Origin of the sequence: Nonomuraea sp. NPDC050202, from assembly GCF_040656115.1 — a bacterium.
Classification (GTDB): domain Bacteria; phylum Actinomycetota; class Actinomycetes; order Streptosporangiales; family Streptosporangiaceae; genus Nonomuraea.
Genome location: NZ_JBFALF010000012.1, coordinates 65,332 through 91,424 on the forward strand (window position 1 = coordinate 65,332; position 26,093 = coordinate 91,424).

Annotated in this window: 25 protein-coding genes; 10 read left to right on the forward strand and 15 right to left on the reverse strand. The window is 72.2% G+C overall.

What is annotated here, in order from left to right; genetic code table 11:
• Positions 1-21 precede the first annotated feature (21 nt).
• Together fabI and AB0I79_RS29195 are read right to left on the reverse strand one after the other, a co-directional pair.
• Positions 22-786, reverse strand: coding sequence for an enoyl-ACP reductase FabI (gene fabI / locus AB0I79_RS29190; RefSeq protein WP_357879219.1), 765 nt, complete (start codon positions 784-786; stop codon positions 22-24).
• Between the two features lies 1 nt (position 787).
• On the reverse strand, positions 788-1,483 hold the full coding sequence (locus AB0I79_RS29195; protein ID WP_357879222.1) for a beta-ketoacyl-ACP reductase: 696 nt from the start codon (positions 1,481-1,483) through the stop codon (positions 788-790).
• A 77-nt stretch (positions 1,484-1,560) separates the two neighbouring features.
• Here AB0I79_RS29195 and AB0I79_RS29200 point away from each other — a divergent pair, with 77 nt between their 5' ends.
• A complete protein-coding gene (locus tag AB0I79_RS29200; protein WP_357879225.1) occupies positions 1,561-3,054 on the forward strand; it encodes a TldD/PmbA family protein in 1,494 nt (497 codons plus the stop codon).
• 14 nt (positions 3,055-3,068) lie between these two features.
• A complete protein-coding gene (locus tag AB0I79_RS29205; protein WP_357879755.1) occupies positions 3,069-4,430 on the forward strand; it encodes a metallopeptidase TldD-related protein in 1,362 nt (453 codons plus the stop codon).
• A gap of 194 nt (positions 4,431-4,624) precedes the next feature.
• Here AB0I79_RS29205 and AB0I79_RS29210 read toward each other — a convergent pair whose 3' ends face one another.
• On the reverse strand, positions 4,625-5,218 hold the full coding sequence (locus AB0I79_RS29210) for a hypothetical protein (RefSeq protein ID WP_357879228.1): 594 nt from the start codon (positions 5,216-5,218) through the stop codon (positions 4,625-4,627).
• Between the two features lie 152 nt (positions 5,219-5,370).
• A complete protein-coding gene (locus AB0I79_RS29215) occupies positions 5,371-5,583 on the reverse strand; it encodes a dodecin (RefSeq protein ID WP_225266795.1) in 213 nt (70 codons plus the stop codon).
• 99 nt (positions 5,584-5,682) lie between these two features.
• Here AB0I79_RS29215 and AB0I79_RS29220 point away from each other — a divergent pair, with 99 nt between their 5' ends.
• Entirely contained in the window at positions 5,683-5,997 is a 315-nt protein-coding gene (locus AB0I79_RS29220) for a DUF3099 domain-containing protein (RefSeq protein WP_253742040.1), read from the forward strand.
• Between the two features lie 303 nt (positions 5,998-6,300).
• Here the strand turns inward: AB0I79_RS29220 and AB0I79_RS29225 are convergent, their stop codons facing one another.
• The 3 genes from AB0I79_RS29225 to AB0I79_RS29235 form a co-directional block, all read right to left on the reverse strand.
• Positions 6,301-6,558: a DUF6457 domain-containing protein gene (locus tag AB0I79_RS29225; RefSeq protein ID WP_357879232.1), complete on the reverse strand. Its 258-nt coding sequence runs from the start codon at positions 6,556-6,558 to the stop codon at positions 6,301-6,303.
• A gap of 120 nt (positions 6,559-6,678) precedes the next feature.
• Entirely contained in the window at positions 6,679-7,668 is a 990-nt protein-coding gene (gene moaA, locus AB0I79_RS29230; RefSeq protein WP_357879235.1) for a GTP 3',8-cyclase MoaA, read from the reverse strand.
• A gap of 171 nt (positions 7,669-7,839) precedes the next feature.
• Positions 7,840-8,205 carry a helix-turn-helix domain-containing protein gene (locus AB0I79_RS29235; RefSeq protein WP_357879238.1) on the reverse strand — a complete coding sequence of 122 codons (366 nt, stop codon included), beginning with the start codon at positions 8,203-8,205 and terminating at the stop codon, positions 7,840-7,842.
• Positions 8,206-8,316: 111 nt separating this feature from the next.
• On the opposite strand from AB0I79_RS29235, the gene AB0I79_RS29240 reads away from it, so the two are divergent.
• Positions 8,317-8,964, forward strand: coding sequence for an NAD(P)H-binding protein (locus AB0I79_RS29240; RefSeq protein ID WP_357879241.1), 648 nt, complete (start codon positions 8,317-8,319; stop codon positions 8,962-8,964).
• Positions 8,965-9,033: 69 nt separating this feature from the next.
• On the opposite strand, the gene AB0I79_RS29245 is transcribed toward AB0I79_RS29240, so the two are convergent.
• The 3 genes from AB0I79_RS29245 to AB0I79_RS29255 all read right to left on the reverse strand — a co-directional run bounded on the left by AB0I79_RS29245 (position 9,034) and on the right by AB0I79_RS29255 (position 12,878).
• On the reverse strand, positions 9,034-9,522 hold the full coding sequence (locus tag AB0I79_RS29245) for a hypothetical protein (protein WP_357879244.1): 489 nt from the start codon (positions 9,520-9,522) through the stop codon (positions 9,034-9,036).
• 157 nt (positions 9,523-9,679) lie between these two features.
• Positions 9,680-10,969 (reverse strand): hypothetical protein, encoded by a 1,290-nt coding sequence (locus AB0I79_RS29250; protein WP_357879246.1) that lies wholly within the window; start codon positions 10,967-10,969, stop codon positions 9,680-9,682.
• 67 nt (positions 10,970-11,036) lie between these two features.
• Positions 11,037-12,878 carry an AMP-dependent synthetase/ligase gene (locus tag AB0I79_RS29255; protein ID WP_357879249.1) on the reverse strand — a complete coding sequence of 614 codons (1,842 nt, stop codon included), beginning with the start codon at positions 12,876-12,878 and terminating at the stop codon, positions 11,037-11,039.
• Positions 12,879-13,021: 143 nt separating this feature from the next.
• Here AB0I79_RS29255 and AB0I79_RS29260 point away from each other — a divergent pair, with 143 nt between their 5' ends.
• Together AB0I79_RS29260 and AB0I79_RS29265 are read left to right on the forward strand one after the other, a co-directional pair.
• Entirely contained in the window at positions 13,022-14,497 is a 1,476-nt protein-coding gene (locus tag AB0I79_RS29260; RefSeq protein ID WP_357879252.1) for an oligopeptide:H+ symporter, read from the forward strand.
• A gap of 11 nt (positions 14,498-14,508) precedes the next feature.
• The gene (locus AB0I79_RS29265) at positions 14,509-15,117 is read left to right on the forward strand and encodes a trimeric intracellular cation channel family protein (protein WP_357879255.1); all 609 of its coding nucleotides are present in this window, start codon (positions 14,509-14,511) and stop codon (positions 15,115-15,117) included.
• A gap of 57 nt (positions 15,118-15,174) precedes the next feature.
• On the opposite strand, the gene AB0I79_RS29270 is transcribed toward AB0I79_RS29265, so the two are convergent.
• On the reverse strand, positions 15,175-16,596 hold the full coding sequence (locus AB0I79_RS29270) for a PLP-dependent aminotransferase family protein (protein WP_357879258.1): 1,422 nt from the start codon (positions 16,594-16,596) through the stop codon (positions 15,175-15,177).
• Positions 16,597-16,667: 71 nt separating this feature from the next.
• Between AB0I79_RS29270 and AB0I79_RS29275 the strand changes: the two genes are divergently transcribed.
• The 4 genes from AB0I79_RS29275 (at position 16,668) to AB0I79_RS29290 (ending at position 21,565) form a co-directional block, all read left to right on the forward strand.
• The gene (locus AB0I79_RS29275) at positions 16,668-17,270 is read left to right on the forward strand and encodes a hypothetical protein (protein WP_357879261.1); all 603 of its coding nucleotides are present in this window, start codon (positions 16,668-16,670) and stop codon (positions 17,268-17,270) included.
• Between the two features lie 79 nt (positions 17,271-17,349).
• Positions 17,350-19,104, forward strand: coding sequence for a glycoside hydrolase family 15 protein (locus AB0I79_RS29280; protein WP_357879264.1), 1,755 nt, complete (start codon positions 17,350-17,352; stop codon positions 19,102-19,104).
• 158 nt (positions 19,105-19,262) lie between these two features.
• The gene (locus tag AB0I79_RS29285; protein WP_357879267.1) at positions 19,263-20,990 is read left to right on the forward strand and encodes a histidinol-phosphatase; all 1,728 of its coding nucleotides are present in this window, start codon (positions 19,263-19,265) and stop codon (positions 20,988-20,990) included.
• Complete coding sequence (locus AB0I79_RS29290; protein ID WP_357879270.1) at positions 20,987-21,565, forward strand: hypothetical protein; 579 nt, start codon at positions 20,987-20,989, stop codon at positions 21,563-21,565. The genes AB0I79_RS29285 and AB0I79_RS29290 overlap by 4 nt, the downstream gene beginning before the upstream one ends.
• Before the next feature lie 141 nt (positions 21,566-21,706).
• On the opposite strand, the gene AB0I79_RS29295 is transcribed toward AB0I79_RS29290, so the two are convergent.
• From AB0I79_RS29295 to AB0I79_RS29310, 4 genes are all read right to left on the reverse strand, one after another.
• Positions 21,707-22,648 (reverse strand): lytic transglycosylase domain-containing protein, encoded by a 942-nt coding sequence (locus AB0I79_RS29295; RefSeq protein WP_357879273.1) that lies wholly within the window; start codon positions 22,646-22,648, stop codon positions 21,707-21,709.
• A 27-nt stretch (positions 22,649-22,675) separates the two neighbouring features.
• The gene (locus tag AB0I79_RS29300; RefSeq protein ID WP_357879276.1) at positions 22,676-24,553 is read right to left on the reverse strand and encodes a LamG-like jellyroll fold domain-containing protein; all 1,878 of its coding nucleotides are present in this window, start codon (positions 24,551-24,553) and stop codon (positions 22,676-22,678) included.
• 90 nt (positions 24,554-24,643) lie between these two features.
• The gene (locus AB0I79_RS29305; RefSeq protein ID WP_357879279.1) at positions 24,644-24,793 is read right to left on the reverse strand and encodes a hypothetical protein; all 150 of its coding nucleotides are present in this window, start codon (positions 24,791-24,793) and stop codon (positions 24,644-24,646) included.
• A complete protein-coding gene (locus tag AB0I79_RS29310; RefSeq protein ID WP_357879283.1) occupies positions 24,790-26,034 on the reverse strand; it encodes a cation:proton antiporter in 1,245 nt (414 codons plus the stop codon). The genes AB0I79_RS29305 and AB0I79_RS29310 overlap by 4 nt, the downstream gene beginning before the upstream one ends.
• Positions 26,035-26,093 lie beyond the last annotated feature (59 nt).

A 26,093-nucleotide genomic window follows, 5' to 3' on the forward strand; every position in this document is an offset into this window, starting at 1 on the left:
CCAGGATGGGGCGTAAAAGAATCAGCCGCCGATCGCGTGGGCGCCGCCGTCCACGTGGACGATGTCGCCGGTGGTGGCCGGGAACCAGTCCGACAGCAGGGCCACGCATGCCCGAGCCGTGGGCAGCGTGTCGGCCAGGTCCCAGCCCAGCGGGGCCCTCTCCGGCCAGCTGTCCTCGAACTCCTTGAAGCCCGGGATCGACTTGGCCGCCATCGTGCGCAGCGGCCCCGCCGCCACCAGGTTGACGCGGATGTTGTGCTTGCCCAGGTCGCGGGCCAGGTAGCGGTTGCAGGACTCCAGGCCGGCCTTGGCGACGCCCATCCAGTCGTAGACCGGCCACGCCTTGGAGGCGTCGAAGTCGAGGCCGACCACCGCGCCGCCCTCCTTCATGAGCGGCAGGCAGGCCACGGCCAGGGACTTGTACGAGAACGTCGACACCTGCAGCGCCGTGGCGACGTCCTCCCAGGAGGTGTTGAGGAAGTTGCCGCCCAAGGCGCTCTGCGGGGCGAAGCCGATCGAGTGGACGACGCCGTCGAGACCGTCCACGTGCTCGCCCACGCGCGCGGCGAGGCTGTCGAGGTGCTCGTTGTTCTGGACGTCGAGCTCCAGGACCGGCGCCGGCGTGGGCAGGCGCTTGGCGATGCGCTCCACCAGGCTGAGCCGGCCGAACCCGGTCAGCACGACCGTGGCGCCCTCCTCCTGGGCGAGCTTGGCCACCGCGAACGCGATGGAGGCGTCCGTCAGGACACCCGTCACGAGGATCCGCTTGCCTTCGAGAATGCCCATGTCAGTGCCCCATTCCGAGTCCGCCGTCGACGGGGATCACGGCCCCGGTGATGTAGGAGGCGTCGTCGCTCGACAGGAAGCGCACGACGCGCGCGATCTCCTCGGGGGCCGCCTGCCGCCCGAGGGGGATGTTGGTCACGATGGCCTCGTGGTCGAGCTCGGCGGTCATGTCGGTGGCGACGAAGCCGGGTGAGACGACGTTGACCGTGATGTTGCGCGAGCCGTACTCGCGGGCCAGGGAGCGGGCGAAGCCCACCAGGCCGGCCTTGGAGGCGGCGTAGTTGGCCTGGCCTGCCTGGCCGGACAGGCCGACGACGGAGGAGATGAGGATGATCCGGCCGCGCTTGAGCCGCATCATGGGCCTGATGGCCCGCTTGGCGACGCGGTAGGCGCCGGTGAGGTTGGCGTCGATGACGTCGGTGAAGGTCTCCTCCTTCATCATCGCCAGCAGGGTGTCCTTGGTGATGCCGGCGTTGGAGACCAGGACCTCGACCGGGCCGTGCTCGGCCTCGACCTTGTCGAAGGCGGCCTCGACGTCGGCGGTGCTGGTGACGTCGCAGCGCACGCCGAACAGGCCCTCGGGCGGCTCCCCCGATCGGTAGGTGACCGCGACGGCGTCGCCTGCCGCGGCGAGTTCACGGGCGATCGCGAGGCCTATGCCGCGATTGCCCCCGGTGACGAGTACAGAGCGTGCCATGAGACCTGACGCTATCTCGTACCGGCGAGTTTCGGCTTGTCCGGGTGGTACAAGATCACAGGGTTAGGATCGTGGACATGCGCCAGATCGACCCCGATTTCCTGGAGCTGCCGATGCGGCAGCTGGCGGACGCCGCCCTGCAACGCGCTCGCGAGCTCGGCGCGCAGCACGCCGACTTCCGGCTCGAACGCGTCAGAGCGGAGACGCTGAGCCTCTACGACACCCGGCTCGAAGGCGCCATGGACGCCGACGATCTGGGCTACGCCGTCCGGGTCGTCAAGGACGGCACCTGGGGGTTCGCCGCCGGCATCCACCTGACGCCCGAGGCCGCCGCCGTGGTGGCCGAGCAGGCGGTGCGGGTGGCGGAGGTGAGCGCCCCGATCAACCGGGAGCCCATCGAGCTGGCGGCCGAGCCGGTGCACGCCGACGCCGTGTGGGTGTCGGATTACGACGTGGACCCGTTCGAGGTGCCCGCGGCCGACAAGGTGAGCCTGCTGGCGGAGTGGTCGGCCGGGCTGCTGAAGGGCGCCGACCACGTGTCGGCGCGGCTGCTGCAGGTCAAGGAGCAGAAGTTCTACGCCGACACGGCCGGCACGGTGACCACGCAGCAGCGGGTGCGGGTGCATCCGCAGCTCAACGCGATGAAGGCGGCCGGGAGCGGCTTCGACGACATGTCGACGATCGCGCCGCCGGTCGGGCGCGGGTACGAGTACCTGACCGGCACGGGCTGGGACTGGCAGGGCGAGCTGGCCAGGCTGCCGGAGCTGCTGGCGGAGAAGCTGGCCGCGCCGTCGGTCGAGGCGGGCGACTACGACCTGGTGATCGATCCGTCCAACCTGTGGCTGACGATCCACGAGTCGATCGGCCACGCCACCGAGCTGGACCGGGCGCTGGGCTACGAGGCGGCGTACGCGGGCACCAGCTTCGCCACGTTCGACCAGCTCGGCGAGCTGGTCTACGGCTCGCCGGTGATGAACGTGACGGGCGACCGCACCGTCACCCACGGCCTGGCCACGATCGGGTACGACGACGAGGGCGTGCAGGGGCAGAGCTTCGACATCGTCAGGGACGGCGTCCTGGTGGGCTACCAGCTCGACCGGCGGATGGCGCTGATGAAGGGGCTCGGGCGGTCCAACGGGTGCGCGTTCGCCGACTCGCCGGGCCACATGCCGATCCAGCGCATGGCGAACGTGTCGCTGGCGGCGGCGCCCGGCGGGCCCTCGACGGAGGAGCTGATCGCGGGCGTGGAGCGCGGCATCTACATCGTCGGCGACAAGAGCTGGTCGATCGACATGCAGCGCTACAACTTCCAGTTCACCGGGCAGCGGGCGTACCGCATCTCGCACGGGAAGCTGGACGGGCAGGTCAGGGACTTCGCCTACCAGGCGACGACGACGGACTTCTGGCAGTCGATGGAGGCGGTCGGGGGGCCGCAGACGTACGTGCTGGGCGGCGCGTTCAACTGCGGCAAGGGGCAGCCGGGGCAGGTCGCGCCGGTCAGCCACGGATGCCCGTCGGCGCTGTTCAGGGGCGTGCGGATCCTCAACACCGTGCAGGAGGGCGGGAAGTGACTACTCCCCAGGAGATGGTGGAGAGGGCTCTGGAGCTCTCCCGCAACGACGGCTGCGTGGTGCTCGTGGACGAGGGCTCCACGGCGAACCTGCGGTTCGCGGGCAACACGCTGACCACGAACGGCGTCGCCCGCTCCGCCCGGCTGACCGTGATCTCGGTCGCGGGGCAGGGCGTGGGGGTGGTGTCGCGGGCGGCCGTACGCGACGACCAGCTCGCCGACGTGGTGGCCGCGGCCGACGCGGCGGCCCGCGACGCGCGGCCCGCCGAGGACGCCCGCGCGCTCGTCGAGGCGGGCCCCGCCTCGCCGCACTGGGGCGAGGAGGTGCGGCCGACCGACATCGGGGTGTTCGAGGGGTTCGCGCCGGCGCTGGGCGAGGCGTTCGCGGCGGCGGAGGCGGGCGGCAGGAGGCTGTACGGGTTCGCGGAGCACTCGCTGACCTCGACGTTCCTCGGCACGTCCACGGGCGTGCGGCTGCGGCACGACCAGCCGACCGGGCGGCTGGAGCTGAACGCCAAGTCGGGCGACCTGAAGCGTTCCGCGTGGACGGGCGTGTCCACGCAGGACTTCACGGACGTGGACGTGGCGGCGCTCGGCTCCTCGCTGGCGCAGCGGCTGGAGTGGGCCAAGACGCGGGTCGACCTGCCGGCGGGCCGGTACGAGACGCTGCTGCCGCCGAGCGCGGTGGCCGACCTGATGATCTACATGTTCTGGTCGTCGGGTGCGCGGGACGCGCTGGACGGGCGCTCGGTGTTCGCCAAGCCCGGCGGGGGCACCCGCGTGGGCGAGCAGCTCGCCACGCTGCCCGTCTCGCTGTCGAGCGATCCGGGGGCGGCGGGCATCGCCTGCGCGCCGTTCGTGACGGCGCACTCCTCCAGCCGGGAGAGCTCCGTGTTCGACAACGGGCTGCCGCTGGAGCGGACCGACTGGATCAAGGACGGGCGGCTGGAGGCGCTGATGCAGACCCGCTACTCGGCCGAGCTGAGCGGGCTGCCGGTGACGCCCGGCATCGACAACCTCATCATGTCCGGGCCGGCGGGCGGGCCGGAGCCCTCGCTGGAGGAGATGATCGCCTCCACGCGGCGGGGGCTGCTGGTGACCTGCCTGTGGTACATCCGCGAGGTGGACCCGCAGACGCTGCTGCTGACCGGGCTGACCCGCGACGGGGTCTACCTGGTCGAGCACGGTGAGGTCGTGGGTGAGGTGAACAACTTCCGGTTCAACGAGAGCCCGGTCGACCTGCTGGGGCGGCTGGCGGAGGTGGGCGGGAGCGGGCAGACGCTGCCGCGCGAGTGGAACGACTACTTCCAGCGGACGATCATGCCGGCGGTCCGGGTGCCGGACTTCAACATGTCCACGGTGAGCCAGGCGAGCTGACCCGCCGGGTTCCTGGCCTTCGACGGGCCCGGCCGCCGCGCGGCCGGGCCCGTCGGCTGTGCGGGGGTTCGCCGCCCGGTCCTGCGGCCCGCCGGTCATGTGACGGCGGCCCTCCCGGTCACGTGGTGGGCCGCGTGCCGGCTCGGGCCTGGCGCGGGGCAGGCGGCCGCGTGCCGGCTCCGGCCTGGCGCGGGTCAGCGGGGGCCCAGGAGGGCGGCCAGGGCGTGGCTGAGGGACTCTCCGAGCGTCTTGGCGCAGGCCGCGTAGCCTTCCGGCGGGCCGCCGTACGGGTCGTACACCTCCAGCGGCCGCCGCTCGGCGCGGCGCTCGGCCGCCGACCGCACGATCGCCCTGGCCCGATCGACCGTGTCGGAGCGGTAGCGGCGCTGGCCCGCCCCCGCCGCCAGCTGGGCGAACTCGGGCAGCGTGAACGTCTTGGCCGCCGCCCTCGGGTCGAGGCGGACGGCGACGGCGCGGTGCGCGTCCTCCATGGTGAGCAGCAGGTCGGACGAGCCGATCAGGTCGTGGTCCAGCAGCCTGGCCCGGTGGGCCCTGCCGTTCAGGCCCAGCCGGTCGAGGGCGGTGATCGCGTGCGGGGCCATGGGGTGGCCGACCAGCGCCCGCACGCCCGCGCTTCCCGTGACCACGGGCAGGGGCGCGGAGTCGAGCATCGCCTGGGCGATCACCTCGGCCATGGCTGAGCGGCAGATGTTGGCCGTGCAGACCAGCAGGATGCGGAACTCGCCTCGTCCGGATGCCGCCTGGCTCGCGGCGGGAGGAATGGCCATCGTCTGCGCTCCCCGTGGGTCAGGGCCAATCTAGCCGCTCGGGCCCGCCGGGTGCGGCGGTTCGTACGGCGGCCCTCACGGCGTGCTGGGAGGCGCGGGGCGTGCGGCGGGCGCGGCGCCCGGCGGGGCCGCCACCGCCGCGCCCGGCGGCTTCAGGAGTCCTCGAGGCGGAAGCCCACCTTCATGCCGACCTGGTAGTGCGCGATCTCCCCCGCGTCGATGTGCCCGCGGATCTCCGTCACCTCGAACCAGTCGAGGTGACGCAGCGTCTGCGAGGCCCTCCTGATGCCGTTGCGGATGGCATGGTCGACGCTCTCGCCTGAGGTGCCGACGATCTCGGTGACCCGGTACGTACGATCCGTCATCTCCACATCCTCCTTACTCGAAGGCCATGATCGCATGACCCCCGCGCCCGCGCCGGGCTGCCGTCGCCACCGCGTCCCCCTGGGACTACCGTGGAAGGTATGAAGGGGTGGCGCAGAAAACCAGCCGTCCACCAGGTCACCGACGCCCAGCCGTCGCTGACCGCGGACATCCGTAAGCGTGAGATCAGCTACCTCATCAAGATGGGGATCCGCACGATCTGCCTGATCCTGGCGGTCGTGGTGCCGGTGCCGTGGCCGTACCGGCTGCTGTTCATCGCCGCTGCGGTCTTTTTGCCATACATAGCGGTAATCGGGGCCAATGAGAGGTCCAACGGTGCCCCTCCGCCTACCTTTCAGTCCCCTGAGGCTAACCAAAGCGAGATACCGCTGCATCGACGCGAGATCGGGTCGTGACTAAGTCTTGACGCATCCCATGGGTTGTAGGTGTACGCTTTAGCCAAGCGCTCCGGTCCCCCGTCGGAGTGCTGGTGCCGGCGTTCCGGGCCCCCGTCGGAACGCCGATGAAGCGACGCCGGGTGGTTTGCCCCCGTAACCACCCGGCGTCGCCCTTTTCCCGGCCGGGTTTCGATCAGTGCGCGCCGGTCCCTCAGTTGGATAGGGCGGCTTTCCCGAAATCGTTTACACTCGCCCCCGCCTCGTTATTCACAGGAAATCTTCAGGTAGGGGCGAGCTTGACTTCAAGAGTTCGTTCGAGTGTCAGCCGTCTGTCAGCGTCTCAGTGGTCGCTTCCCCCCAGTTCTTCGCCAATGTGGTCAGGCGCGCCACGGCGTCCTCGGGTGCGGTGCCTGCCCCCTGGGCCAGGCCGAGCAGGTACGCCGTCAGCGGCGCCGCCGGCCTGGCGACGCCGTGGGCGACCTCCTTGGTCAGGTCGAGTATCTGGTCGCGGTCCACGGTGGCCGGGTCGATCCCCAGCTCCTTGCAGGCCAGCGCGGTCCATTCGTTGAGCACGTGCATGCGAGCCTCCTCCTGGTCGTCCATTGTGTCGCAGCCGGATCACGGACGTCAGGGCGCGGGCTCGGGCGCGTCGTCCCGGCCCGGCCTCCCGGGACGGGCGGGACGCTGCCCGTGTGTTCGTCAGCCGCCGATGGCGGACATGGGGCGGGACGGCTGCAGGAACGCCGGGTCGTCGATGCCGTGGCCCGCCCGCTTGCGGGACACCGCCACCATCCACCGCTCGGCCAGCTCCTCGTCGGAGGCGCCGTCCCGCATCGGGGTCTTCAGGTCGGACTCCTCGGTGGCGAACAGGCAGTTGCGGATCTGGCCGTCGGCGGTCAGCCTGACCCGGTCGCACGCTCCGCAGAACGGCCGCGTCACCGAGCCGATCACCCCTACCCTGTCGGGGCCGCCGTCCACGAGGAACCGCTCGGCGGGGGCGCTGCCGCGCTCCTCCACGTCATCGGGGGTCAGGTCGAAGGAGACCGACAGGAGCTTCAGGATCTCGTCGGCGGTGACCATGTCCTCGCGGCTCCAGCCGTGCTGGGCGTCGAGCGGCATCTGCTCGATGAAGCGCAGCTCGTACCCCTGGTCGAGGCACCAGCGCAGCAGCGGGACTGCCTCGTGGTCGTTGACGCCGCGCATCAGCACGGCGTTCACCTTGACGGGGCGCAGGCCCGCGGCGTCGGCGGCGGCCAGCCCGGCGATCACGTCGGCGTGCCTGTCGCGGTGCGCGAGCCGCTTGAACGTGGCGGCGTCGAGGGTGTCGAGGGAGACGTTCACCCGGTCCAGCCCGGCGGCGGCGAGCGGCTCGGCGAGGCGGGCCAGGCCGATGCCGTTCGTGGTCAGGGAGACCTGGGGCCTGGGGTTGAGCGTGGTGGTGCGGCCGACGATGTCCACCAGCTCGCGCCGGAGCAGCGGCTCGCCGCCGGTGTAGCGCACCTCGGTGATGCCGAGCCGCTCGACGCCTATCGTCACCAGGCGGACGATCTCGTCGGCCGTCAGGAGCTTGGCGCTCGGCAGCCAGTCGAGACCCTCGGGCGGCATGCAGTACGTGCAGCGCAGGTTGCACTTGTCCGTGAGGGACACCCGCAGATCCGTCGCCACCCGTCCGAACGAGTCTCGCAACATGGGGCGTCACCTCCTGTTCGCTCACCAGGGGGCCAGACTACGACGGGTGTCGGCCCACCCCCAAAAAATCGCGCCTTCACCGCACGACAACACATTGTCCCCTAGATCGATTCCGGGCCCATGTCAGGAGGGGGGTGGAGCAGGGGCTTCGCGGTGGGCGTGCCGCCGGGGTCACGAGGTGGCGTACCAGGCGTCGCGGGCGCGCATGAGCTCGGACAGGTGCTTGCGGGACCACTCGCAGCCGGCGTTCATCGGCTCGATGAGGCTGCGGCCGAGGTCCGTGAGCTCGTACTCGACGCGCGGCGGGATCTCGTCGTACGGGGTGCGGGTGAGCAGGCCGTCGCGCTCCATGGCGCGCAGCGACTCGGTGAGCACCTTCGGGGTGATGCCGCGCAGCGGGGTCTGGATCTCGGTGAAGCGGCGCGGCCCCCGCTCCAGGCAGCGGATGATCTTCGCGGTCCATTTGTCGCCGATGCGGATCGGCGCGGCGACCGGCGGGCAACCGGTGAACATGTCCGGATCGAGTGGCTCGGCCATCCCGTCATCGTAGGTAACTATCGTTGCGGAAAGCGACATCTCGCCCTCTACCGTCTGCGCAGGGGCGGCCGGAAGGACCGGCCGCCTGTGAGCGGCGTGATGGAGGCAGCGGTGAGCAGGATCGTGGTGTTCGGGGCCGGCGGGCGGGCCGGGGTGCGGGTGGTCGCGGAGGCGGCCGGGCGCGGGCACGAGGTGACGGCCGTGGTGCGGGATCCAGCACGGCACCGGGAGCTGGGCGGTGCGCGGGTGAAGGTGGTCGCGGGAGACGTCACCGACGGCGGCAGCGTGGCCGCGGTGGCCGCGGGGCACGACGTGGCGCTGCAGGTGGCGGCGCGGCTGGACATGGCGTCGGAGGAGTTCTACACCGCCGCCACGCGGGCGCTGGTGGACGGGCTGGGGCGGGCCGGGGTGTCGCGGCTGGTGGCGCTGGGCATCGGGAGCCTGTTGGAGGTCTCGCCCGGCGTGCGGCTCATCGACACGCCCGGTTTCCCGGCCGACGCGCGGGCGTTCTCGCTGGGGCACGCGGCCGAGCTGGAACTGCTGGAGGCGTCGGCGCTCGACTGGGTGGTGATCGCGCCGCCGCCCGTCTTCCTGGACGCGGAGGCGGAAAGGACGGGGCGCTACCGGTTCGGGGACGGGCGGGTGCCGGAGGCGAGGGAGGGGGATCCGGTGTTCTCGTACGCGGATCTGGCGGTGGCGCTCGTGGACGAGGCCGAGGCCCCCCGGCATCGGCGGGCCCAGGTCGCCGTCTCCTACTGATCCCGGCGGTCGCGCTCCGACATGGCGAACGCCCGGCCGGTGCGGCCGGGCGTTCGAGGTGTCAACGCGTCAGTGACGGCCGACGACCTTCACCCAGTCCTTGCCCTCCGAGGGGGCCAGGTGCCTGCTGCCCTCGAAGACGGCGCGCCACGTGCCCGACTCGCGGGCGGGAACCCGCAGGCCGAAGTAGCCCCTGCCGCTGGTGCGGACGGTGTCCACGTGCTCCCAGCGGCCGCTGCCGTCCGCCTGGAAGAGGATCACGACCCGCTTGTGCGCCAGGCGGTGCCAGCGCTCCTGCTTCTTGCAGTGGTCGGCGTGGTGCACCGAGACGAAGCCGCTGATGTAGTCCTCGTCGCACTGCACGGAGAGCTTGCCCTCGATGTCGAGGGGCTTGCCCCGCCAGGCGGGCTCGGGGTTCACGTCGAGCTTGAGGCTGGTGTAGCCGCCGGCGACATCCGGGTCGAGGCCCGGGTCGTCCGCGAGCGCGGGCGAGGCGGCGGTGGCCACCACGGTCGCGCCCAGGGCCGCAGCCGCCAGGCCGGCGGCTAGACGTCGCATCTTCAAAACAGAAATCCTTCCCCGTCCGAAAGAACGCACCCAACCGGGCGCGTCAAATGCCAATGACGCGTAAGGGTAAGGAAAAGTTGCGACAAAGTTGATCACATTTCGGCAACGGCGGACGACCGAAGAGTTCGGCGCGATGGCCTTATGGGGCTTATTGCATTATTTGTCGGACTTTTGAGAGATCTGGCGCGTAATGTCCGGTTCCGGAGAAGCGGACGCGCCAGTAGCCGTCCGTACGCCCAGGGACCGTGCCGACGAACGCGCCGGCCGCGTCCGTCATCACCTGCCCCACCGCCTGCCAGGCCGAGGACGGGTCAGGACGCCAGAGGACCTCCAGGCGCTGCTGGGCGAACGGGCCGTAGTCGGTGAGGCCGCGCGGGTCCACGCGGGTCAGCGAGCCGCGCAGCCGTACGCCGTCCGCGCGGGCCGGCTTCTCCGCCCGCACGGCGGTCAGCCTGGTCTCGCGCTTGAGCTCGAACGACGCGTACTGGGTGATCGTCCGCCCGTTCGCGCCCCTGGCGGTGGCGGTGATCGTCCAGGTGCCCGCCGGGTAGAAGCGGTTCAGCTTCTTGTCCGGCAGGAAGCGCCAGGTCTCCCAGTCGTCCGTCATCCGCGCCGCTCCCCCGGCGACGTCACCCAGGGGGGCTCCCTGCGCCAGGCGCCACACCAGGCGAGGAGGCGTCACCGGGCCGTTCGCCCCGGTGACGCCGTCCTTGGGAGCGGCGGGCCCGGCCGCCGGAGCGGGCTGCGGGCCGGGCAGGGCCGGGTAACGATTCTTCAGGGGTTCCGTGCCGGGCGGCAGGGCCTGCTCCGCGTCGCCCTGATGCGCCGTGCCGGCGGCGGGGCTGGACGCGGGGGCCGCGACGACGGCGGGTGACGCCGCCGACGCCTGTGCCGACGCCTGTGCCGGGGTGAGCGCCGTGGACGAGCCCCCGGATTGGGCCGGGGCCTGGCCGGGCTGTACGGCCGGTCCTTGCGCGGGTGGCAGGGCGGGCGCCTTGCCCGGCTGCTGGGCGGGCGCCAGGGCGGGCGGTTTGGCGGGCGCGTGCGCGGGCGGCCGGGCGGGCGCCTGAGCCGGCGGCTGGGCGGGGGCGTGGCCGGATTGCTGGCCGGATTGCTGGCCGGGCTGCTGGCCGGGTGGGCGAGCAGGCGGGTAGGCGGGTGAGCCCGCCGGTGGGGCCACCGCGATGGGGCGGGGCTCGGGAGCGTGGGCGGGCGGAGCGCCGGGCTCGACCTTGACGGTGACACCGTCCTTGCCGCGTACCACCCCCTTGGCGATCACATCGATCACCAGACGGACGGACCCCTGCGCCCCGACCACGGGAGCCGCTGGACGTACGGTGATGGCACGGATGGCGGGCTCGATCGCGGCGGAGGCAGCAGGTGCGGGCACCGTGAGCGACCCCGCCGCGAGCGAGACGAGAAGAACACTTCTGGTCATGATCGAGACGGTAGGAACCGTCCGGTAATGGACGGGACCACAACACACGCCACGAATGGCAAAAGCCTCAGCCGGGCTGGCCGTAGAGCCCTTCGATGATGTCGGCGTACTTGCTGTGGATGATGCGCCGCTTGAGCTTCAGGCTCGGGGTGAGCTCCTCGGTCTCGGCCGTCCACTCCACGCCGAGCAGCGCCCACTTCTTCACCTGCTGCACCCTGGCCAGCTTGGCGTTGGCGGCCCGCACGGCCGCCTCCACCTCCGCCAGCACGTCGGGATGCTCGGCCAGCTCCGCCAGCGAGCCGAACGTGATGCCGCGCGCCTGCGCCCAGCCCGGCGCCACCTCGGCGTCCAGCGTCAGCACGGCCACCGGGTGCGGCCGGTTGTCGCCGTAGGCGAGGGCCTGGCCGATGAGGTTGTGCTGCTTGAGGTGGTTCTCGATCTCGGCGGGGGAGATGTTCTCGCCGCCCGCGGTGATGATCAGCTCCTTCTTGCGGTCCACGACCCGGTAGAAGCCGTCGTCGTCGACCGTGCCGATGTCGCCGGTGTGCAGCCAGCCGTCGGCGTCGATGAGCTCGGCGGTGGCCTCGGGGCGGTTGAGGTAGCCGGCGGTGTTGAGCGGGCTGCGGGTGAGGATCTCCCCGTCGTCGGCGATGCGGATCTCGACGCCGGGCTCGGCCCTGCCCACGCTGCCCAGGCGGTAGCAGGCGGGGCTGTTGCCGGTGAAGGCGCCGGTCGTCTCCGTCATGCCGTACACGTCGATGACCTTGAGCCCGAGCCCGGCGTAGAAGTGCTGCACCTCGTCGGGCAGCGGCGCGGCGCCGGTGGCGGTCCATTCTGCGCGGTCGAAGCCGATCATGCCGCGGATGACGGACAGGAGCGCGGCGTCGGCCTTGTCGTAGGCGGCCTGGATCTCGGGGGTGACCGTGCGGCCGTACTGGCCGGCCTCGACGTACGCGGCGCCGGCCGCCATGGCCTCGCGTACGGCGGCCTGCTGCTCCTCGGGCTGGGTGGCGAGCACGGCGAGCAGGCGGGCCATCATCTTCTCCCACACCCGCGGCACGCCGAAGAACATCATCGGCCTGACCTGGCCGAGCGTGGCGCCCAGGTTGGCCAGGTCGGTGCAGAAGTGCACGTGGGAGACCTTGACCAGGGGCAGGTAGAGGCTGAGGATGCGCTCGGCGATGTGCGCGTAGGTGAGGTAGGAGATCTGGGTGCCGCGCATGGGCAGCGAGGTGAGGCGGTCGGTGGCCGCGACCTCGTAGAAGATGTTCGTGTGGGTGAGCGGCACGCCCTTGGGGGTCCCGGTGGTGCCTGAGGTGTACAGGACGGTGGCGACGTCGCCGGGGGTGACGGCCCGCCAGCGCGCCTCGACCCGGCCGGGGTCGGCGGCCAGGCGCTCGCGGCCGAGGGCGAGGAAGTCGGCCCAGCTCATGAACCGGTCTCCGGCCGGCGCCCCCTCCAGCACAATGATCTTGCGCAGGCCGTCCAGCCGGTCGAGCACCGGCTCCCAGCGGGCCAGGTCGGCGGGGCCGCCGAGCACCGCGTACCGGGCGCCCACGTTGTCGGCCACGAAGGCGATCTGGTCGGGCGCGAACGTCGAGTAGACCGTGCAGCCGACGCCGCCCGCGTGCACCGCGCCGAGATCGGCCAGGACGTGCTCGCTGCGGTTGATCATCATGAGGGCCACGGACTCGCCGGGCTCGAGCCCGAGCGCGACGAACGCCGCGGCGATCTCCAGGACCCGCTCGCGGGCCTGCCCGTAGCTGAGCGTGCGCCAGCCCTCCCCGTCGGGGTCGGAGTAGGCGGGTGCGTCGTGGTGCTGTTCGGCCGCCAGCCGGAGCTGCTCACACACGGTACGGCCGGCGATCTGCCGCTCGATCTCGGCCCGGACTTCGAGGACTTCGCCCATGGCACGCGCCTCCAGTCAGTAATCACTTGCATGATTGGCCTGCATCGCACCACACCCCCGGGGCAGCGGCAAGAGCCTGTGCGGAAACACCCCTGCTGGTCACGTAAAGTGATCACGAGGATGCGAAGAGTATGGGGGCGTGGATGAGCGGCAGGACGTTCTTCGGGCATCCGTGGGGCCTGGCGACGCTGTTCGGCACCGAGATGTGGGAGCGCTTCTCCTGGTACGGCCTGCGGGCGATCCTGGCCACGTTCATGGCGGCCTCGCCGGCGCACGCCGGGCTAGGGCTGTCGCAGGAGACGTCCCAGGCGGTGGTGGGGGTCTACGGGGCGCTCATCTACCTGGTGGCGCTGCCGGGCGGGTGGATCGCGGACCGCGTCCTGGGGGCGCGCAGGTCGGTGTTCTGGGGCGGGTTCGTCATCATGCTGGGGCACATCAGCATGGCGATCCCTGTGACGTCGGCGTTCTTCGTCTGGCTGGGGCTGCTGCTGATCATCGTCGGCACCGGCCTGCTCAAGCCGAACATCTCGGTCATGGTCGGCCGGCTCTACCCCGAGGGGGACGACGGGCGCAGGGACGCCGGGTTCTCGCTGTTCTACCTGGGCATCAACCTCGGCGCCTTCTTCGCGCCCCTGGTGGTGGGGTGGCTGGCCGGGGGCGACCGGTGGCACCTGGGGTTCGGCGCGGCGGCGGTGGGCATGGCGCTGGGCCTGATCCAGTACGTCCTGGGCGGCAGGAGCCTGCGCGGCGTCGGCGAGCGGCCCGGCATGCGGCTGACCCCGCGCGAGCGCCGCCACTTCGGCCGCCTCGTGGCCCTGGGGGTGGTGCTGACGCTGGTCGCGCTGGGCGCGTGGGCGGCGACCGGCACGCTCACCATCGACCGGTTCACGGTCGCGCTCACGGTGGTCATCCTGATCGTGCCGGTCGTGTACTTCGGTTACATCATGTTCGGCAGCCACGACCTGACCGAGGACGAGCGGATCAGGATGAAAGCCTACATCTGGCTGTTCGTGGCGGCGGCCATCTTCTGGATGATCTACGACCTGGCGCCGAGCAAGCTGCTGTTCTTCGCCCAGGACCACACCGACCTGTCGCTGTTCGGCATCAGGATCAACCAGGCCACGACGCAGTCGTTCAACCCGCTGTTCATCATGATCTTCGTGCCGGTGTTCGCGGCGCTGTGGGTGAAGCTGGGCACACGGGTGAGCACGCCGCAGAAGTTCGGCTTCGCGCTGGTCATGGTGGGGCTGAGCTTCGTGGTGATGGCCGTGGCCGCGGGGCTGGCCGGCGCGGGGCGGGTGTCGGTGTGGTGGCTGGTGCTGGTCTACCTGATCCAGGTGTTCGGGGAGCTGTCGCTGAGCCCGGTCGGGCTGTCGGTGACGACGAAGCTGGCGCCGGAGGCGTTCAAGGGGCAGATGCTGGGGATCTGGTTCATCGCGGTGTCGGTGGGCGACGCGGTCGGCGGGCAGACGGGGCGGCTCGGCCGGGTGATGTCCGAGCCGATGTACTACCTGGTGCTGGCGGCGATGGCGATCGTGGCCGGGCTGGCGCTGTTCATGTTCACGCGGGTCCTGCGGGTGATGATGGCCGAGCACCATGAGCCCGCCGCCATGCGGTAGACATTCCGAACGTGTCTGAACTTCTCGACCTTGTCGGCATCTTCGTCTTCGCACTGTCGGGCGCGCTCATGGGGGTGCGCAAGCGGCTCGACGTGGTCGGGATGGCGGTGCTGGCCGAGATCACCGCGCTCGGCGGGGGCGTGGTGCGCGACCTCATCCTGAACGTGCGGCCGATCGCCTTCCAGAGCCTCGGGTACGTGCTGGTGCCGGTGGCGGCGACGGTGATCGTCTTCTTCTGGCATCCGCACGTGGCCCGGGTGATGCCGGCGATCCTGGTGCTGGACGCGGCGGGGCTCGGGCTGTTCTGCGCGGTCGGCACGGAGAAGGCCATGGAGTACGGGCTCAGCCCGCTGCACGCGGCGCTGCTGGGGGTCACGACGGCCGTCGGCGGGGGCATGCTGCGCGACGTGCTGGCCGGGGAGATCCCCACGCTGCTGTACGACCGGCAGCTCTACGCGCTGCCCGCGCTGCTGGGGTCGGCGGTGATGGCGGGGCTGTCGTACCACGGGCTGCACGGCTGGCCGGCCACGCTGGCGGCGGCGCTGCTGGCGTTCGGGCTGCGGATCGCGGCGATGCGCTTCAAGTGGCGCGCGCCCCTGGCCAAGGGCGTCGGCGAATGACCACGGGGCGGCAGGTAACGCGCGGCGGCAGGTGACCCCGGGGCGACCTTCACCTCCTCACACCATCGCGATGAGCTGGTCCGAGGGGCGCGGGGCGCCGGTGGGGCCGTGGTCGCGGGCGGCGCGCAGGCGGGTGACGGCGTCCGCGAGCAGGCAGGGCGGCTGGGTGTAGGGCAGGCGGAGGTAGCCCTCGAGGGTGCCTTCCAGGCCGAACCAGGGGCCGGGCGCCAGGCGTACGCCGTGGGAGAGCGCGGCCTCCGCGAGCGGGGTGGAGCCGGCGCCGTCCAGGCGGACCCAGAGGGCGCCGCCGCCGCGCGGCGGCTCGAACGACCACTCGGGCAGGTGGGTGCGCAGCTCCGCGGCCAGGGTGTCGCGTGAGGCGCGCAGCGTGCGGCGGCGCTCGGCGCGGGTCTCCTCCAGCCGGTCGAACAGCCTCGCCACGACGAGCTGCTCCAGCACCGGGCTGGCGATGTCCACCGACGAGCGGAACACGGTGAGCCGTCGGGCCAGGGCGGCCGTGGCGCGGATCCAGCCGATGCGCAGCCCGCCCCACCACAGCTTGGAGGCGGAGCCGATGCTGATGACGCGGCTGTCGGTGTCGAAGGCGGCCATGGGCGAGGTGCGGGGCACCTCCTCCAGCGCCAGCTCCGACCAGGTCTCGTCCACCAGCAGCAGCGTGCCGGCGCGGCGGGCGGCGCCGGCGACGGCGGCGCGGACGGGGTCCTCCATGAGGGCGCCCGTGGGGTTCTGGAAGTCGGGCATGAGGTAGGCCAGGCGCGCGCCCGACTGGCGCATGGCGCCGGCGACGAGATCGGGCTGCCAGCCCTCGTGGGAGACGCCGACCGGGACGATGCGGGCGCCGCGCTGCCGGGCGGCGTCGATGGCGTGCGGGTAGGTCGGCGACTCCACGATCACCGCGTCGCCGGGGCCGGCCAGCAGGCCCATGACCAGGTGGATGGCGTGCTGGGCGCCGGTGGTGACGACGATCTGCTCCGGCCTGGTGGCCACTCCCCTGGCGGTGTAGCGGGCGGCGATCCGCTCCCTGAGCGACGGCAGGCCCATGGGGTCGTAGCCGTTGCCCATGCCGTACCTGGGCAGGTCCTCGACCGCCGCGGTCATGGCGGCGAGCAGGCCCGCGGGGGCGGGCGGGGCGGCGGTGTGGAGCTGGATGAGGCCGTCGCGGTCGGTGCCGAGCCACGGGTTGTCGGGCCAGACGGACGGGTCGGGCAGGGCGGTCCAGCTGCCCGAGCCCTGCCGGCTCTCCAGGTAGCCGCCCTCGCGCAGCAGGTCGTAGGCGGCGGTCACGGTGGTGCGGCTGACCTTGAGCGTCTCGGCGAGGTGGCGCTCGGCGGGCATGCGCACGCGTACCGGGATCTGGCCGTCCATGACCAGCGTGCGGACGCCGTCGGCGAGGGCGCGGTAGTACGGGCGCGCCGCCGGGTCGACGTCGAGGAGCCGGGCCACCTGCATGGCTGACATGTGCCGCATAAGGCCACTTTTCGTGATTGGCCCTGTTTTGGCAAATCGGAAGATGCCAATCTGGGGCCATCATGAGCGAATCAACCGTCCCGCTGCCGAGTTCACTGCCCGCCCGCCTCGGCCGTCTCTACGGCGGGCTGGCCCTGTACGGGCTCGGCATCGCCCTGCAGGTGAAGTCCGGGCTCGGCAACGGCCCGTGGAACGTCTTCCACGAAGGGGCCGCCCTGCGTACCGGCCTGTCCATCGGGACCGTCATCCTCGCGGTGGGCGCGCTGGTCATGCTGCTGTGGATCCCGATGAAGCAGAAGCCCGGCCTCGGCACGATCAGCAACGTGCTGCTCGTCGGCCCGTTCGCGGACGCCGCGATCTTCCTGCTGCCCACGCCCGAGCACCTGGCGTTCCAGGCTTTCTACCTGGTCATGGGCGTCGTCGTCATCGCCCTGTCCACCCTGTTCTACATCGGCGCGGGCCTGGGCCCCGGCCCCCGCGACGGCATCATGACGGGATTGGTGCGGCTGGGCATGTCGGTACGGCTGTCCCGCCTGTCCATCGAGGTCGCCGTGCTGATCGCGGGCTGGCTGCTCGGCGGCACCGTGGGCCTGGGGACCGTGGTGTTCGCGCTGGCCATCGGGCCGTTGACGCAGGCGTTCACCCGCTGGTTCCCTCTGACGTGATCCCGCGGCCCGGGGCGGACATGACGCGACATGATCGACCCGGCCGCGGGATCACCCCTTCTCCGAGTAGCGTCTAGGCATGCGGATCGAGGATTACGCGCTGATCGGAGACATGCAGTCCGCCGCGCTCGTGGGGCGGGACGGCTCGATCGACTGGCTCTGCCTGCCCAGGTTCGACTCGCCGTCGTGTTTCGCGGCCCTGCTCGGCAGCGAGCGCAACGGGCACTGGTGGCTCGGGCCCACCGGCAGGAATCCCGCCACCCGGCGGCGCTACCGCCCCGACACGCTCATCCTGGAGAGCGAGTGGGACACCCCCACGGGCACCGTCCGCGTGATCGACTTCATGCCGCCGCGTGACCGCAACCCCGACGTCGTACGCATCGTCGAGGGCGTGTCCGGCTCCGTCCAGGTCTCCACGCAGCTCCGCGTCCGCTTCGACTACGGCCGCATCGTGCCGTGGGTGCGCCACACCAACGGCCACATGCAGGCCATCGGCGGGCCCGACTCGGTGTGGCTGCACTCCCCCGTGCCGCTCAAGGGCGGCGACTACGCCCACCGGGCCACGTTCACCGTGAACGAGGGCGACCGGCTGCCGTTCGTGTTCACCTGGCATCCCTCGCACGAGCCGATGCCGCCGCAGATCGACTGCCACACCCAGCTCGCCGAGACCGAGGCGTTCTGGGCCGACTGGGTCGGCAGGTGCACCTACTCGGGCCCGTACCGCGAGGCCGTGGTCCGGTCCCTGATCACGCTCAAGGGCCTGACGTACGCGCCGACGGGGGGCATCGTGGCCGCGCCCACCACGTCCCTGCCGGAGGACCTGGGCGGCGTGCGCAACTGGGACTACCGCTTCTGCTGGCTGCGCGACGCCACCCTGACGCTCGACGCGCTGATCAACTCCGGCTACCTGGAGGAGGCCGCCGACTGGCGGGGCTGGCTGCTGCGCGCGATCGCCGGCCGCCCGCAGGACCTCCAGATCATGTACGGCGTCGCGGGCGAGCGCCGCCTGCCCGAGCTGCGCCTCGACTGGCTCGACGGCTACGAGGACTCCCGCCCGGTGCGCATCGGCAACGAGGCGGTCAAGCAGCTCCAGCTCGACGTCTACGGCGAGGTGATGAACTGCCTGTACGTCTCGCGCACCCGCGGCCTGTCGGCCGACGACCGGGCGTGGAGCATCCAGCGGCAGCTCCTCGACTACGTGGAGGAGCACTGGGACGAGCCGGACGAGGGCCTGTGGGAGGTGCGCGGGCCGCGCCGGCACTTCGTGCACTCCAAGGTGATGTGCTGGGCGGCGCTCGACCGGGCCGTCAAGTACGTCGAGCGCTTCGGCCGTACCGGGCCGGTGGACAAGTGGCGGACGCTGCGCGACGCCATCCACGCGGAGATCTGCGACCAGGGCTACGACGCGCAGCGCAACACCTTCACCCAGTCGTACGGCTCGTCGGAGCTGGACGCGGCGCTGCTGATGATCCCCATGGTCGGATTCCTGCCGGTCGACGACCCCCGGGTGGCCGGCACGGTGGCGGCGATCGAGAAGGAGCTCATGTCCGACGGGTTCGTGCTGCGCTACCCGATCGCCGAGGACAACGACGTGGACGGGCTGCAGGGCGGGGAGGGCGCGTTCCTGGCGTGCAGCTTCTGGCTGGTGGAGGTCATGGCGATGCAGGGGCGCAAGGACGAGGCCAAGGACCTGTTCGAGCGGCTGCTGTCGCTGCGCAACGACGTCGGGCTGCTGGCCGAGGAGTACGACCCCCGCTACGGGCGGCTGGTCGGCAACTTCCCGCAGGCCTTCAGCCACGTGCCCCTGGTGCACGCGGCCCGCGCCCTGTCCTAGGGGGTCGCAGGGGTCGCAGGGGTCGCAGGGGTCGCGGGGCGGGGTCGTGATCAGGTCGGCATGTGCCGCTCTCTTGGCGTTCATGTCCGATTCATCCCGTTCCGCCACGCTCCGGCCGTAGCCGGCGCACCCTTTCCGGCGGGACGGAGAAACACCCCATGGGCCACGGGCACCATCACCATGACCACGATCACGACCACGCGCACGAGCAGCTCGGAGACACCGAGGCCGCCGTGGCGCGGGACCTCGCGGTTCCCGACGGCGAGCTGTCGCCGGGGCAGCTCTCGCGCCGGCGCATGTTCCGGCGGGCCGGGCTGCTCGGCGCCGGCCTGACCGCCGCCGGCGTGCTGGGCGGCGAGGGGCAGGCCGCCGCCGCCTCCGCCACCGCCGCCACCAGGGACGAGGGGCGCGGGCGGGAGCCCAGGGACGGCTACCAGTGGCTGGCCGGCGACCACCACATCCACACGCAGCACAGCTCCGACGGCATCTACCGGGTCATCGACCACGTGCGCCACGCCAACGCGTTCGGGCTGGGCTGGATGGTCATCACCGACCACGGCGGCGCCACGCACGCCAAGATCGGCGTCGAGAAGGTCAACCCGGACATCGTGGCGGCTCGCGAGGCGGTCAAGGACACGCTGGTCTTCCAGGGCCTGGAGTGGAACATCCCGGCCGCCGAGCACGGCACCGTGTTCGTCGCCCCGGGCCGGAACGAGGTCGCCACGCTCAAGGAGTTCGAGAGCTCCTTCGACGGGTCGGTGAAGGGCGCGAGCTCCAACACGCCGCAGAACGAGGCGCTGGCCATCGCCGGGCTGAACTTCCTGGCCGAGGCGGTCAGGAAGCGGCGCGTGCCGGACGCGCTGTTCCTCGCCAACCACCCCTCGAGGAAGGGCATCGACTCGCCGCACGAGATCCGCGGCTGGCGCGACGCGCAGCCGTCGATCGCGATCGGGATGGAGGGCGCGCCCGGCCACCAGGCCGCCGGCATCGCCAAGCCGAACGGCCCCGGCGGCGGGCGCGGCTACTACGACGGCAACCCCGGCGCCGACTCCTTCCCCGGTTACCCGGCCGAGAGCTACAAGACCTTCGGCGGGTTCGACTGGATGACCTCGACCGTGGGCGGCCTGTGGGACAGCCTGCTGGCCGAGGGCAAGCCGTGGTGGATCACCGCCAACTCCGACGCGCACTGGGTGCACGGCGACACCAGCGACCGCGGCCCGAACAGCGACTTCAACGCCAACGGCCGCTACGAGGACCCGGTCTACAAGGGCGTGGCCAACTTCGGCTCCGGCGACTTCTGGCCCGGCTTCTACAGCAGGACGCACGTCGGCGCCGAGGACTTCTCCTACCGCGCGGTCATGGACGCCCTGCGCGCCGGGCGGATCTGGGTGGACCACGGCGGGCTGATCAGCGGCCTGGTGGTGCGGGCCCGCACGGCCGGCGCCGGCCAGCGGGGCGTGACGCTCGGCGGCACCCTGCACGTACGGCAGGGCGCCCGCGTCGAGCTGTCCATCGAGGTCACCCTGGCCGGGCGGCCGAACTGGGCGCAGTTCGTGCCCACGCTGGCCCGGGTGGACGTCATCCAGGGCGACGTCACCGGCCCCGTCTCCGACAGGGACGCCTTCACCACGCCGAACACGAAGGTCGTGCAGTCGTACGAGGTGAACAGGGACAGCGGCACCGTCACCTTCACCTACCAGCTCGGCGCCGTCGACCGCCCCGTGTACGTGCGGCTGCGCGGCACCGACGGCAAGCGCGGCGCGCCCGGCCTGCTGGGCGCGGCCGTGGACCCGAACGGCCCGCAGATCGACGTGTACGGCGACGCCGACCCGTGGAACGACCTGTGGTTCTACAGCAACCCGATCTGGGTGCTGCCGCGCCGATGATCCTCGGATTCGACGCGGGCAGCCGCACGTTGCCCGAGGCCGAGCACCTGCTCCACGCCGTGGCGCGGGCGCTCGGCCTGCCGGGCGACGCGATCGGGTGCACCCACTTCGTCCCGGCGGGTCAGGCGGGGGACGAGCCGCACGTCGCCTGCTCGCTGGCCGTCCCCGGGCCGATGACGCCCGCGGACCTGTCCGCGGCGCTGGGTGAGCCGCCGGTCGTCGCGTCGTGGGCGCTGGGCGACAGGCGTGCCGGGCCGCTGGCGGCGGGGGCGGCGCTGGCGGCGGCCGAGCACGAGGCCAGGCGGAGCGGCCGGGTCGTCACCTTCCCCGGCCGTGACCTGCTCACCGGCACCCTCAGCGCGGGCGAGCTGCGCGCCGGCTCGGCCATCGACCTGGTGCTGCTGCTCGCCTCGCCGGGGCCGCCGCCCGACGACGTGCCGGTCGTCACGAACGACCACGTCAGGCCCGTCTGGCGGGACGGCCTCATGACCCTGCTCACCATGCCGGCCGCCGGTGGCCGGATCGCCCCCGCCGAGGTGCCGAACCCCACGCCCTGCTGCGCCGACCACACCTGACCTGCCGGAGGGACGGCGCCTGACCTGCCGAGGGGGACGGCGCCTGACGTGCGGGGGACGGCGCCTGACGTGCGGGGGACGGCGCCTGACGTGCGGGGGACGGCGCCTGACGTGCGGGGGACGGCGTCTGACCCGCTCGTCCTACGGGCCGGTCAGGCGGCGCTCCCCCGCCGTGGTGATCACGTACACCTGCCAGTTGTAGTACGCGTAGTAGGCGCGCGGGTCGCGCTTGATCTGGCGGGCGTGCAGCAGGATGGCGTTCACGTACGCCTGGGACGGGTTGTAGGCGTGCAGGGCCCGCCGGTAGTCGCGGGGCGCGCCGCTGGCCTTGAGGTAGTTGGCCGCGCCCATGACCGCGTCGCGCGGGTCGCGCACGTCGCCGCCCATCCCGTACGCCTTCCAGGTGGCGGGCATGAACTGCATGGGACCCTGGGCGCCGACGTGGCTGTCGGCCCGCACCCGGCCGAACTTCGTCTCCGCGAACATCACCGCCGCCAGCACCTCCCACTCCACCCCGAATCTGCGCTCCGCCTTCTTGAAGTGGCCGAGCAGCTCGCCGGCGGGGCGGGGCTGCTGCGTCTTGAAGACGGCGTCCGGCTTGATGGGGTGGGCCAGGGCGAGCAGCTCGCCGATGGCGGCCGTGTTGTCCCTGGCCTGCGCGGCCAGGGCGGCGGGCAGGCGGGCGAAGGCCTTGGCGGCGAGCTCGGGGTGGCGGGCGGCGTGGCGGTAGATGCGCTGCTGGTGCAGGGCCAGCAGCTCGACGTCCTCGGGCGGCCGGCCGGGCGCCGGCGCGCCGCCCTCCGTCCAGGCGTCGATGGACTCGTTGAGCGCCTCGGTGGTCTCCCGCAGCGCCGCGGCCAGCCTCGCGGCGCTGCCGGGGATCTTCTCGTCGGGGGCCGGGAGCCTCTCCTCCTCCGGCGGCGGCGTCGTGGCCACCGGTGCGGACGGCGCAGGAGTGGACGGGTCGGGTGGTGGGCTGGACGGCCGGCTCGCCGGGGCCGTCCCGCACGCCGCCGCGCAGACGAGCACGGCCGCGCCCCAGGCGAGCCGTCGTGGCCGGGTGTGCTTCGGGCGTGCCTCCATGGGAGGTCAACCTACCCGGTGCGCCGATCACGTGTACGGGGTGAGGAACTCCTTCGGGCGCAGCGCCCTGGCGACGATCCGCACGTCGCCGATCCAGCCGTAGAAGCCCTGCCCGTACTTCAGCGCGAACTGCGTGCCGCCGATCGCGAACGGCCTGCCCAGCGTCGAGATGCCCTTGGACGGCTGGCTCGGGTTGCGGGCGATCCTGGAGCCGTCCACGTACACGATCGTCCGCCGCGCGTCGTTGACCACGGCCACGTGCATCCAGCGGCCCACCGGCAGGGCGTGGCTCCACGAGGTGGGGTCGGCGTCGCGGTCGGTGGGGTAGACGACGTACTGCAGGAACCGCTCGGGCGACAGGTTGAGGCTGCACGTCGGCTCGTCGGGCGACCAGCCGCTGCTCTTGCCCGCGTCGCCGCTGCGGCCCTCCCAGCTCAGGATGCCCATCCAGGCGTGGTCGCCCTCGAACGGCTCCGGCAGCTTGATGAACGCCTCGATCGTGTACCCGGACTCGAACGTCATGCTGTTGATCGGCGCGTTCGCGCCCGACCTGAGCACCGCGCCCCGGTCGGGGGACTTGCCGCCGTCGAAGCGGAGGCTGGCGTGCGCGGGCTGGCCCTCGTGGTGCTCGGCCGACCACTTCAGCGTCTCGGGCGCGCCGGCGTGCAGCAGCTCCATGGTCAGGTCGTTGCCGCCGCCGGTCAGGTCGCGGGCGACCGTGCCCGCGGGGACGACCGCCCCGTCCGTGCCCGCCGCCGCCAGTCCCTCGGCGTCGAACCTCCAGTACGCCACCGTGCCGCGCGGCATCACGGCCCTGGCGGGGCGCGCGGGCGGCGGGGTGCGCGGCGCGAACCCGGCGAAACGCTCGTCGAAGTCGATCTCGATGCTGAAGCGGTCCACCGGGCCGGTCAGCTCCAGGTGCTCGGCCTCCAGCGGGGTGCGGTCCTCGGGGTCGCGCGCCAGCAGCCACGGCGACAGCGTCTCCACGTCGATGACGTTGCGGACGAGGTCGAAGGCGTAGAGGCGGACCATGCCGGCGCCGCCGTAGTAGCGGTCCTGGTAGTTGGCCAGGTGCACGTGCACGTCGTGGCCGGCGTCGTTCCTGAGCACGGTGCGGCCGGAGGGCCAGTAGTGGCCGTTCAGGGTGAGGAAGATCTGGTCGTTGCGCTTGATGAAGGCGTCCCAGAGCCGCTGCCCGTGCTGGGACAGGGCCGCCACGCCGGCGTCGTCCGCCCAGGCCAGGTCGTGGGTGGTGAGGATGGCGGGCAGCGTCCTGTTCGCGTCGATGACGCCCTGCGCCCACCGCAGGCCCTTGTCGGAGACGCGCCAGTCGAGCGCGAGCACCAGCCACTGGCGGCCGCCCGCGTCGAGCACGTGGTAGCTGTTGTAGCCGTCGGGCGAGGCGCCGCGGAAGGTGGACATGCGGGCGTAGCGGGACGGGCCGAACGCCTTCAGGTAGGCGCTGTCGCCGCGCTGGTCGTCGGCGCCGGTCACGTCGTGGTTGCCGGCCAGGACGCTGTAGGGCAGCCGGCCGTCCAGGGACCTGAACGTGTCGGAGGCCAGCGCGAGCTCCTCCTGCGTGCCGTGCTCGGTGACGTCCCCCAGATGGGTCATGAACGCGATGTTCCTGCTCTCGCGCTCGTCCCCGGTGAGGAAGCGGAACGTCTGGCGCACGGGGGCGGGGTCGGAGCGGTCCTCGTCGAAGAGGTACTGCGTGTCCGGCAGCACGCCGATCGTGAAGCGGGGGCTCTCGCGGTCGAACCTGCCCCCATGGGCGGAGACGTGGGCGGAGGCGTGGGCGGAGGCGTGGGCCGGGGACGTGGCCGTGCCGGTGAGGGCGCCGGCTGCCGGGGCGGCGATGGCCGCCGTGAGCAGCGCGCGGCGGCCGAGGGTGGGGTGGGACATGACCAGCACCTTGATCTTCGCATGTGGCGCGGTGGTGCCCCGGGCGGTAACAGGCGCCTTCCCCCAGGGGAAATCTCACCCTTGATCTCTTCAGTGGCGCGCGTAGCCTCCTTCCGTGTTCACCGCGTCGATCGGCTGGGATGCGCTGCCGCGGGTGCCGTTCGACACGCCATGGGCGCTGATCGGACTGCTGGCCGCCGCGATCCCGCTGCTCGCGGCGGTGGCGGGGATGTTCGTCAACGCCGGGGCGTCATCCGGCCGCGGAGCGCGTCCACGTGGTTCATGGCCGGGGTGGCGGTCACGCCGTGCAGCACCACCGAGGCCAGGACCGTGAAGCCGGTGACCGCCCACAGCTCCTGCGCCGGCACGCCGAAGTCGGCCTCCCCCAGCGCGTACGCCAGGTAGAACAGCGACCCGATCCCCCGGATGCCGAAGAACGAGATCGCCAGCCGTTCCCTCGGCCCCGCCCGGCCGCGCCACTGAACCAGCCAGCCGGCCAGCGGCCGGATGACGAGCAGCAGCAGGAGGCCGACGGCGGCGCCGCGCCAGGTGAGCGCCGCCAGGCCGCCGGTGGCGACGAAGCCGCCGAGCAGGAGCAGCAGCCAGGCCGTGAGCAGCCGCTCGATCTGCTCCACGAAGCCGTGCAGCACGTTGTTGTAGCCGTGACCGTGCTCGGCGCTCCTGATGGCGCACGCGGTGACGAACACCGCGACGAACCCGTAGCCGTGGGCCAGCTCCGTCACCCCGTACGCGAGGAACGTGCAGGCCAGCGCGACGAAGCCGTCACGGCGCTCCGACAGGCGCAGGCCGTCGGACCTGGCGCGGAAGAACAGCCGGCCGAGCAGGCGGCCGATCAGCAGCCCCAGGACGGCGCCCGCCGCGGTCCGGTAGAGCACGTCCACCAGCGCCCACTCCCCCCACGCCACCGAGCCGGCGGCCACGGCGATGGCGGCGTACACGATCGGGAAGGCCAGCCCGTCGTTGAGGCCCGCCTCCGAGGTCAGGGCGAAGCGGACCTCGTCGTCGGCGTTCTGGGCGTCCACGGGCTCGCCCACGTGCACGTCCGAGGCGAGCACCGGGTCGGTGGGCGCGAGCACGGCCCCGAGCAGCAGCGCGGCGGCGATCGGCCAGCCCGGCAGGGCGAGGGCCGCGGCGGCCACGCCGGCCACGGTGAGCGGCATGCCCAGGGCGAGCAGCCGCCAGGTGGTGGACCAGCCGCGCGGCCCGGTGCGGCGGTTGATCGCCAGGCCCGCGCCCATGAGGGAGATGACGACGCACAGCTCGGTGATGTGCTCCAGCGCCGCGCGGTGGGCGATCGGGTCGGGGTCGGGCAGGCCGATGGGCAGGGTGAACAGGAGCACGCCTGCCAGCAGGTAGACCAGGGGCAGGGACAGGGCGCGGCGGGCGAGGAACTCGGGGAGGATCGCGGCGAGCAGCGCGGCGGCGCCGCCGAGGGCCAGGACGAGGTCGAGGGTGGACATCGCCGGACCCACTGCCCGGAAGATCGTGAAATATCCGCTTTTGGGGGCCGGCGATCAGA

What these genes read in the sequence shown, in the direction of transcription:
- fabI (WP_357879219.1), bottom strand. Translation starts at nt 786, where the DNA reads ATGGGCATTCTCGAAGGCAAGCGGATCCTCGTGACGGGTGTCCTGACG.
- AB0I79_RS29195 (WP_357879222.1), bottom strand. Translation starts at nt 1,483, where the DNA reads ATGGCACGCTCTGTACTCGTCACCGGGGGCAATCGCGGCATAGGCCTC.
- AB0I79_RS29200 (WP_357879225.1), top strand. Translation starts at nt 1,561, where the DNA reads ATGCGCCAGATCGACCCCGATTTCCTGGAGCTGCCGATGCGGCAGCTG.
- AB0I79_RS29205 (WP_357879755.1), top strand. Translation starts at nt 3,069, where the DNA reads ATGGTGGAGAGGGCTCTGGAGCTCTCCCGCAACGACGGCTGCGTGGTG.
- AB0I79_RS29210 (WP_357879228.1), bottom strand. Translation starts at nt 5,218, where the DNA reads ATGGCCATTCCTCCCGCCGCGAGCCAGGCGGCATCCGGACGAGGCGAG.
- AB0I79_RS29215 (WP_225266795.1), bottom strand. Translation starts at nt 5,583, where the DNA reads ATGACGGATCGTACGTACCGGGTCACCGAGATCGTCGGCACCTCAGGC.
- AB0I79_RS29220 (WP_253742040.1), top strand. Translation starts at nt 5,683, where the DNA reads ATGAAGGGGTGGCGCAGAAAACCAGCCGTCCACCAGGTCACCGACGCC.
- AB0I79_RS29225 (WP_357879232.1), bottom strand. Translation starts at nt 6,558, where the DNA reads ATGCACGTGCTCAACGAATGGACCGCGCTGGCCTGCAAGGAGCTGGGG.
- moaA (WP_357879235.1), bottom strand. Translation starts at nt 7,668, where the DNA reads ATGTTGCGAGACTCGTTCGGACGGGTGGCGACGGATCTGCGGGTGTCC.
- AB0I79_RS29235 (WP_357879238.1), bottom strand. Translation starts at nt 8,205, where the DNA reads ATGGCCGAGCCACTCGATCCGGACATGTTCACCGGTTGCCCGCCGGTC.
- AB0I79_RS29245 (WP_357879244.1), bottom strand. Translation starts at nt 9,522, where the DNA reads ATGCGACGTCTAGCCGCCGGCCTGGCGGCTGCGGCCCTGGGCGCGACC.
- AB0I79_RS29250 (WP_357879246.1), bottom strand. Translation starts at nt 10,969, where the DNA reads ATGACCAGAAGTGTTCTTCTCGTCTCGCTCGCGGCGGGGTCGCTCACG.
- AB0I79_RS29255 (WP_357879249.1), bottom strand. Translation starts at nt 12,878, where the DNA reads ATGGGCGAAGTCCTCGAAGTCCGGGCCGAGATCGAGCGGCAGATCGCC.
- AB0I79_RS29260 (WP_357879252.1), top strand. Translation starts at nt 13,022, where the DNA reads ATGAGCGGCAGGACGTTCTTCGGGCATCCGTGGGGCCTGGCGACGCTG.
- AB0I79_RS29270 (WP_357879258.1), bottom strand. Translation starts at nt 16,596, where the DNA reads ATGTCAGCCATGCAGGTGGCCCGGCTCCTCGACGTCGACCCGGCGGCG.
- AB0I79_RS29275 (WP_357879261.1), top strand. Translation starts at nt 16,668, where the DNA reads ATGAGCGAATCAACCGTCCCGCTGCCGAGTTCACTGCCCGCCCGCCTC.
- AB0I79_RS29280 (WP_357879264.1), top strand. Translation starts at nt 17,350, where the DNA reads ATGCGGATCGAGGATTACGCGCTGATCGGAGACATGCAGTCCGCCGCG.
- AB0I79_RS29285 (WP_357879267.1), top strand. Translation starts at nt 19,263, where the DNA reads ATGGGCCACGGGCACCATCACCATGACCACGATCACGACCACGCGCAC.
- AB0I79_RS29290 (WP_357879270.1), top strand. Translation starts at nt 20,987, where the DNA reads ATGATCCTCGGATTCGACGCGGGCAGCCGCACGTTGCCCGAGGCCGAG.
- AB0I79_RS29295 (WP_357879273.1), bottom strand. Translation starts at nt 22,648, where the DNA reads ATGGAGGCACGCCCGAAGCACACCCGGCCACGACGGCTCGCCTGGGGC.
- AB0I79_RS29300 (WP_357879276.1), bottom strand. Translation starts at nt 24,553, where the DNA reads ATGTCCCACCCCACCCTCGGCCGCCGCGCGCTGCTCACGGCGGCCATC.
- AB0I79_RS29310 (WP_357879283.1), bottom strand. Translation starts at nt 26,034, where the DNA reads ATGTCCACCCTCGACCTCGTCCTGGCCCTCGGCGGCGCCGCCGCGCTG.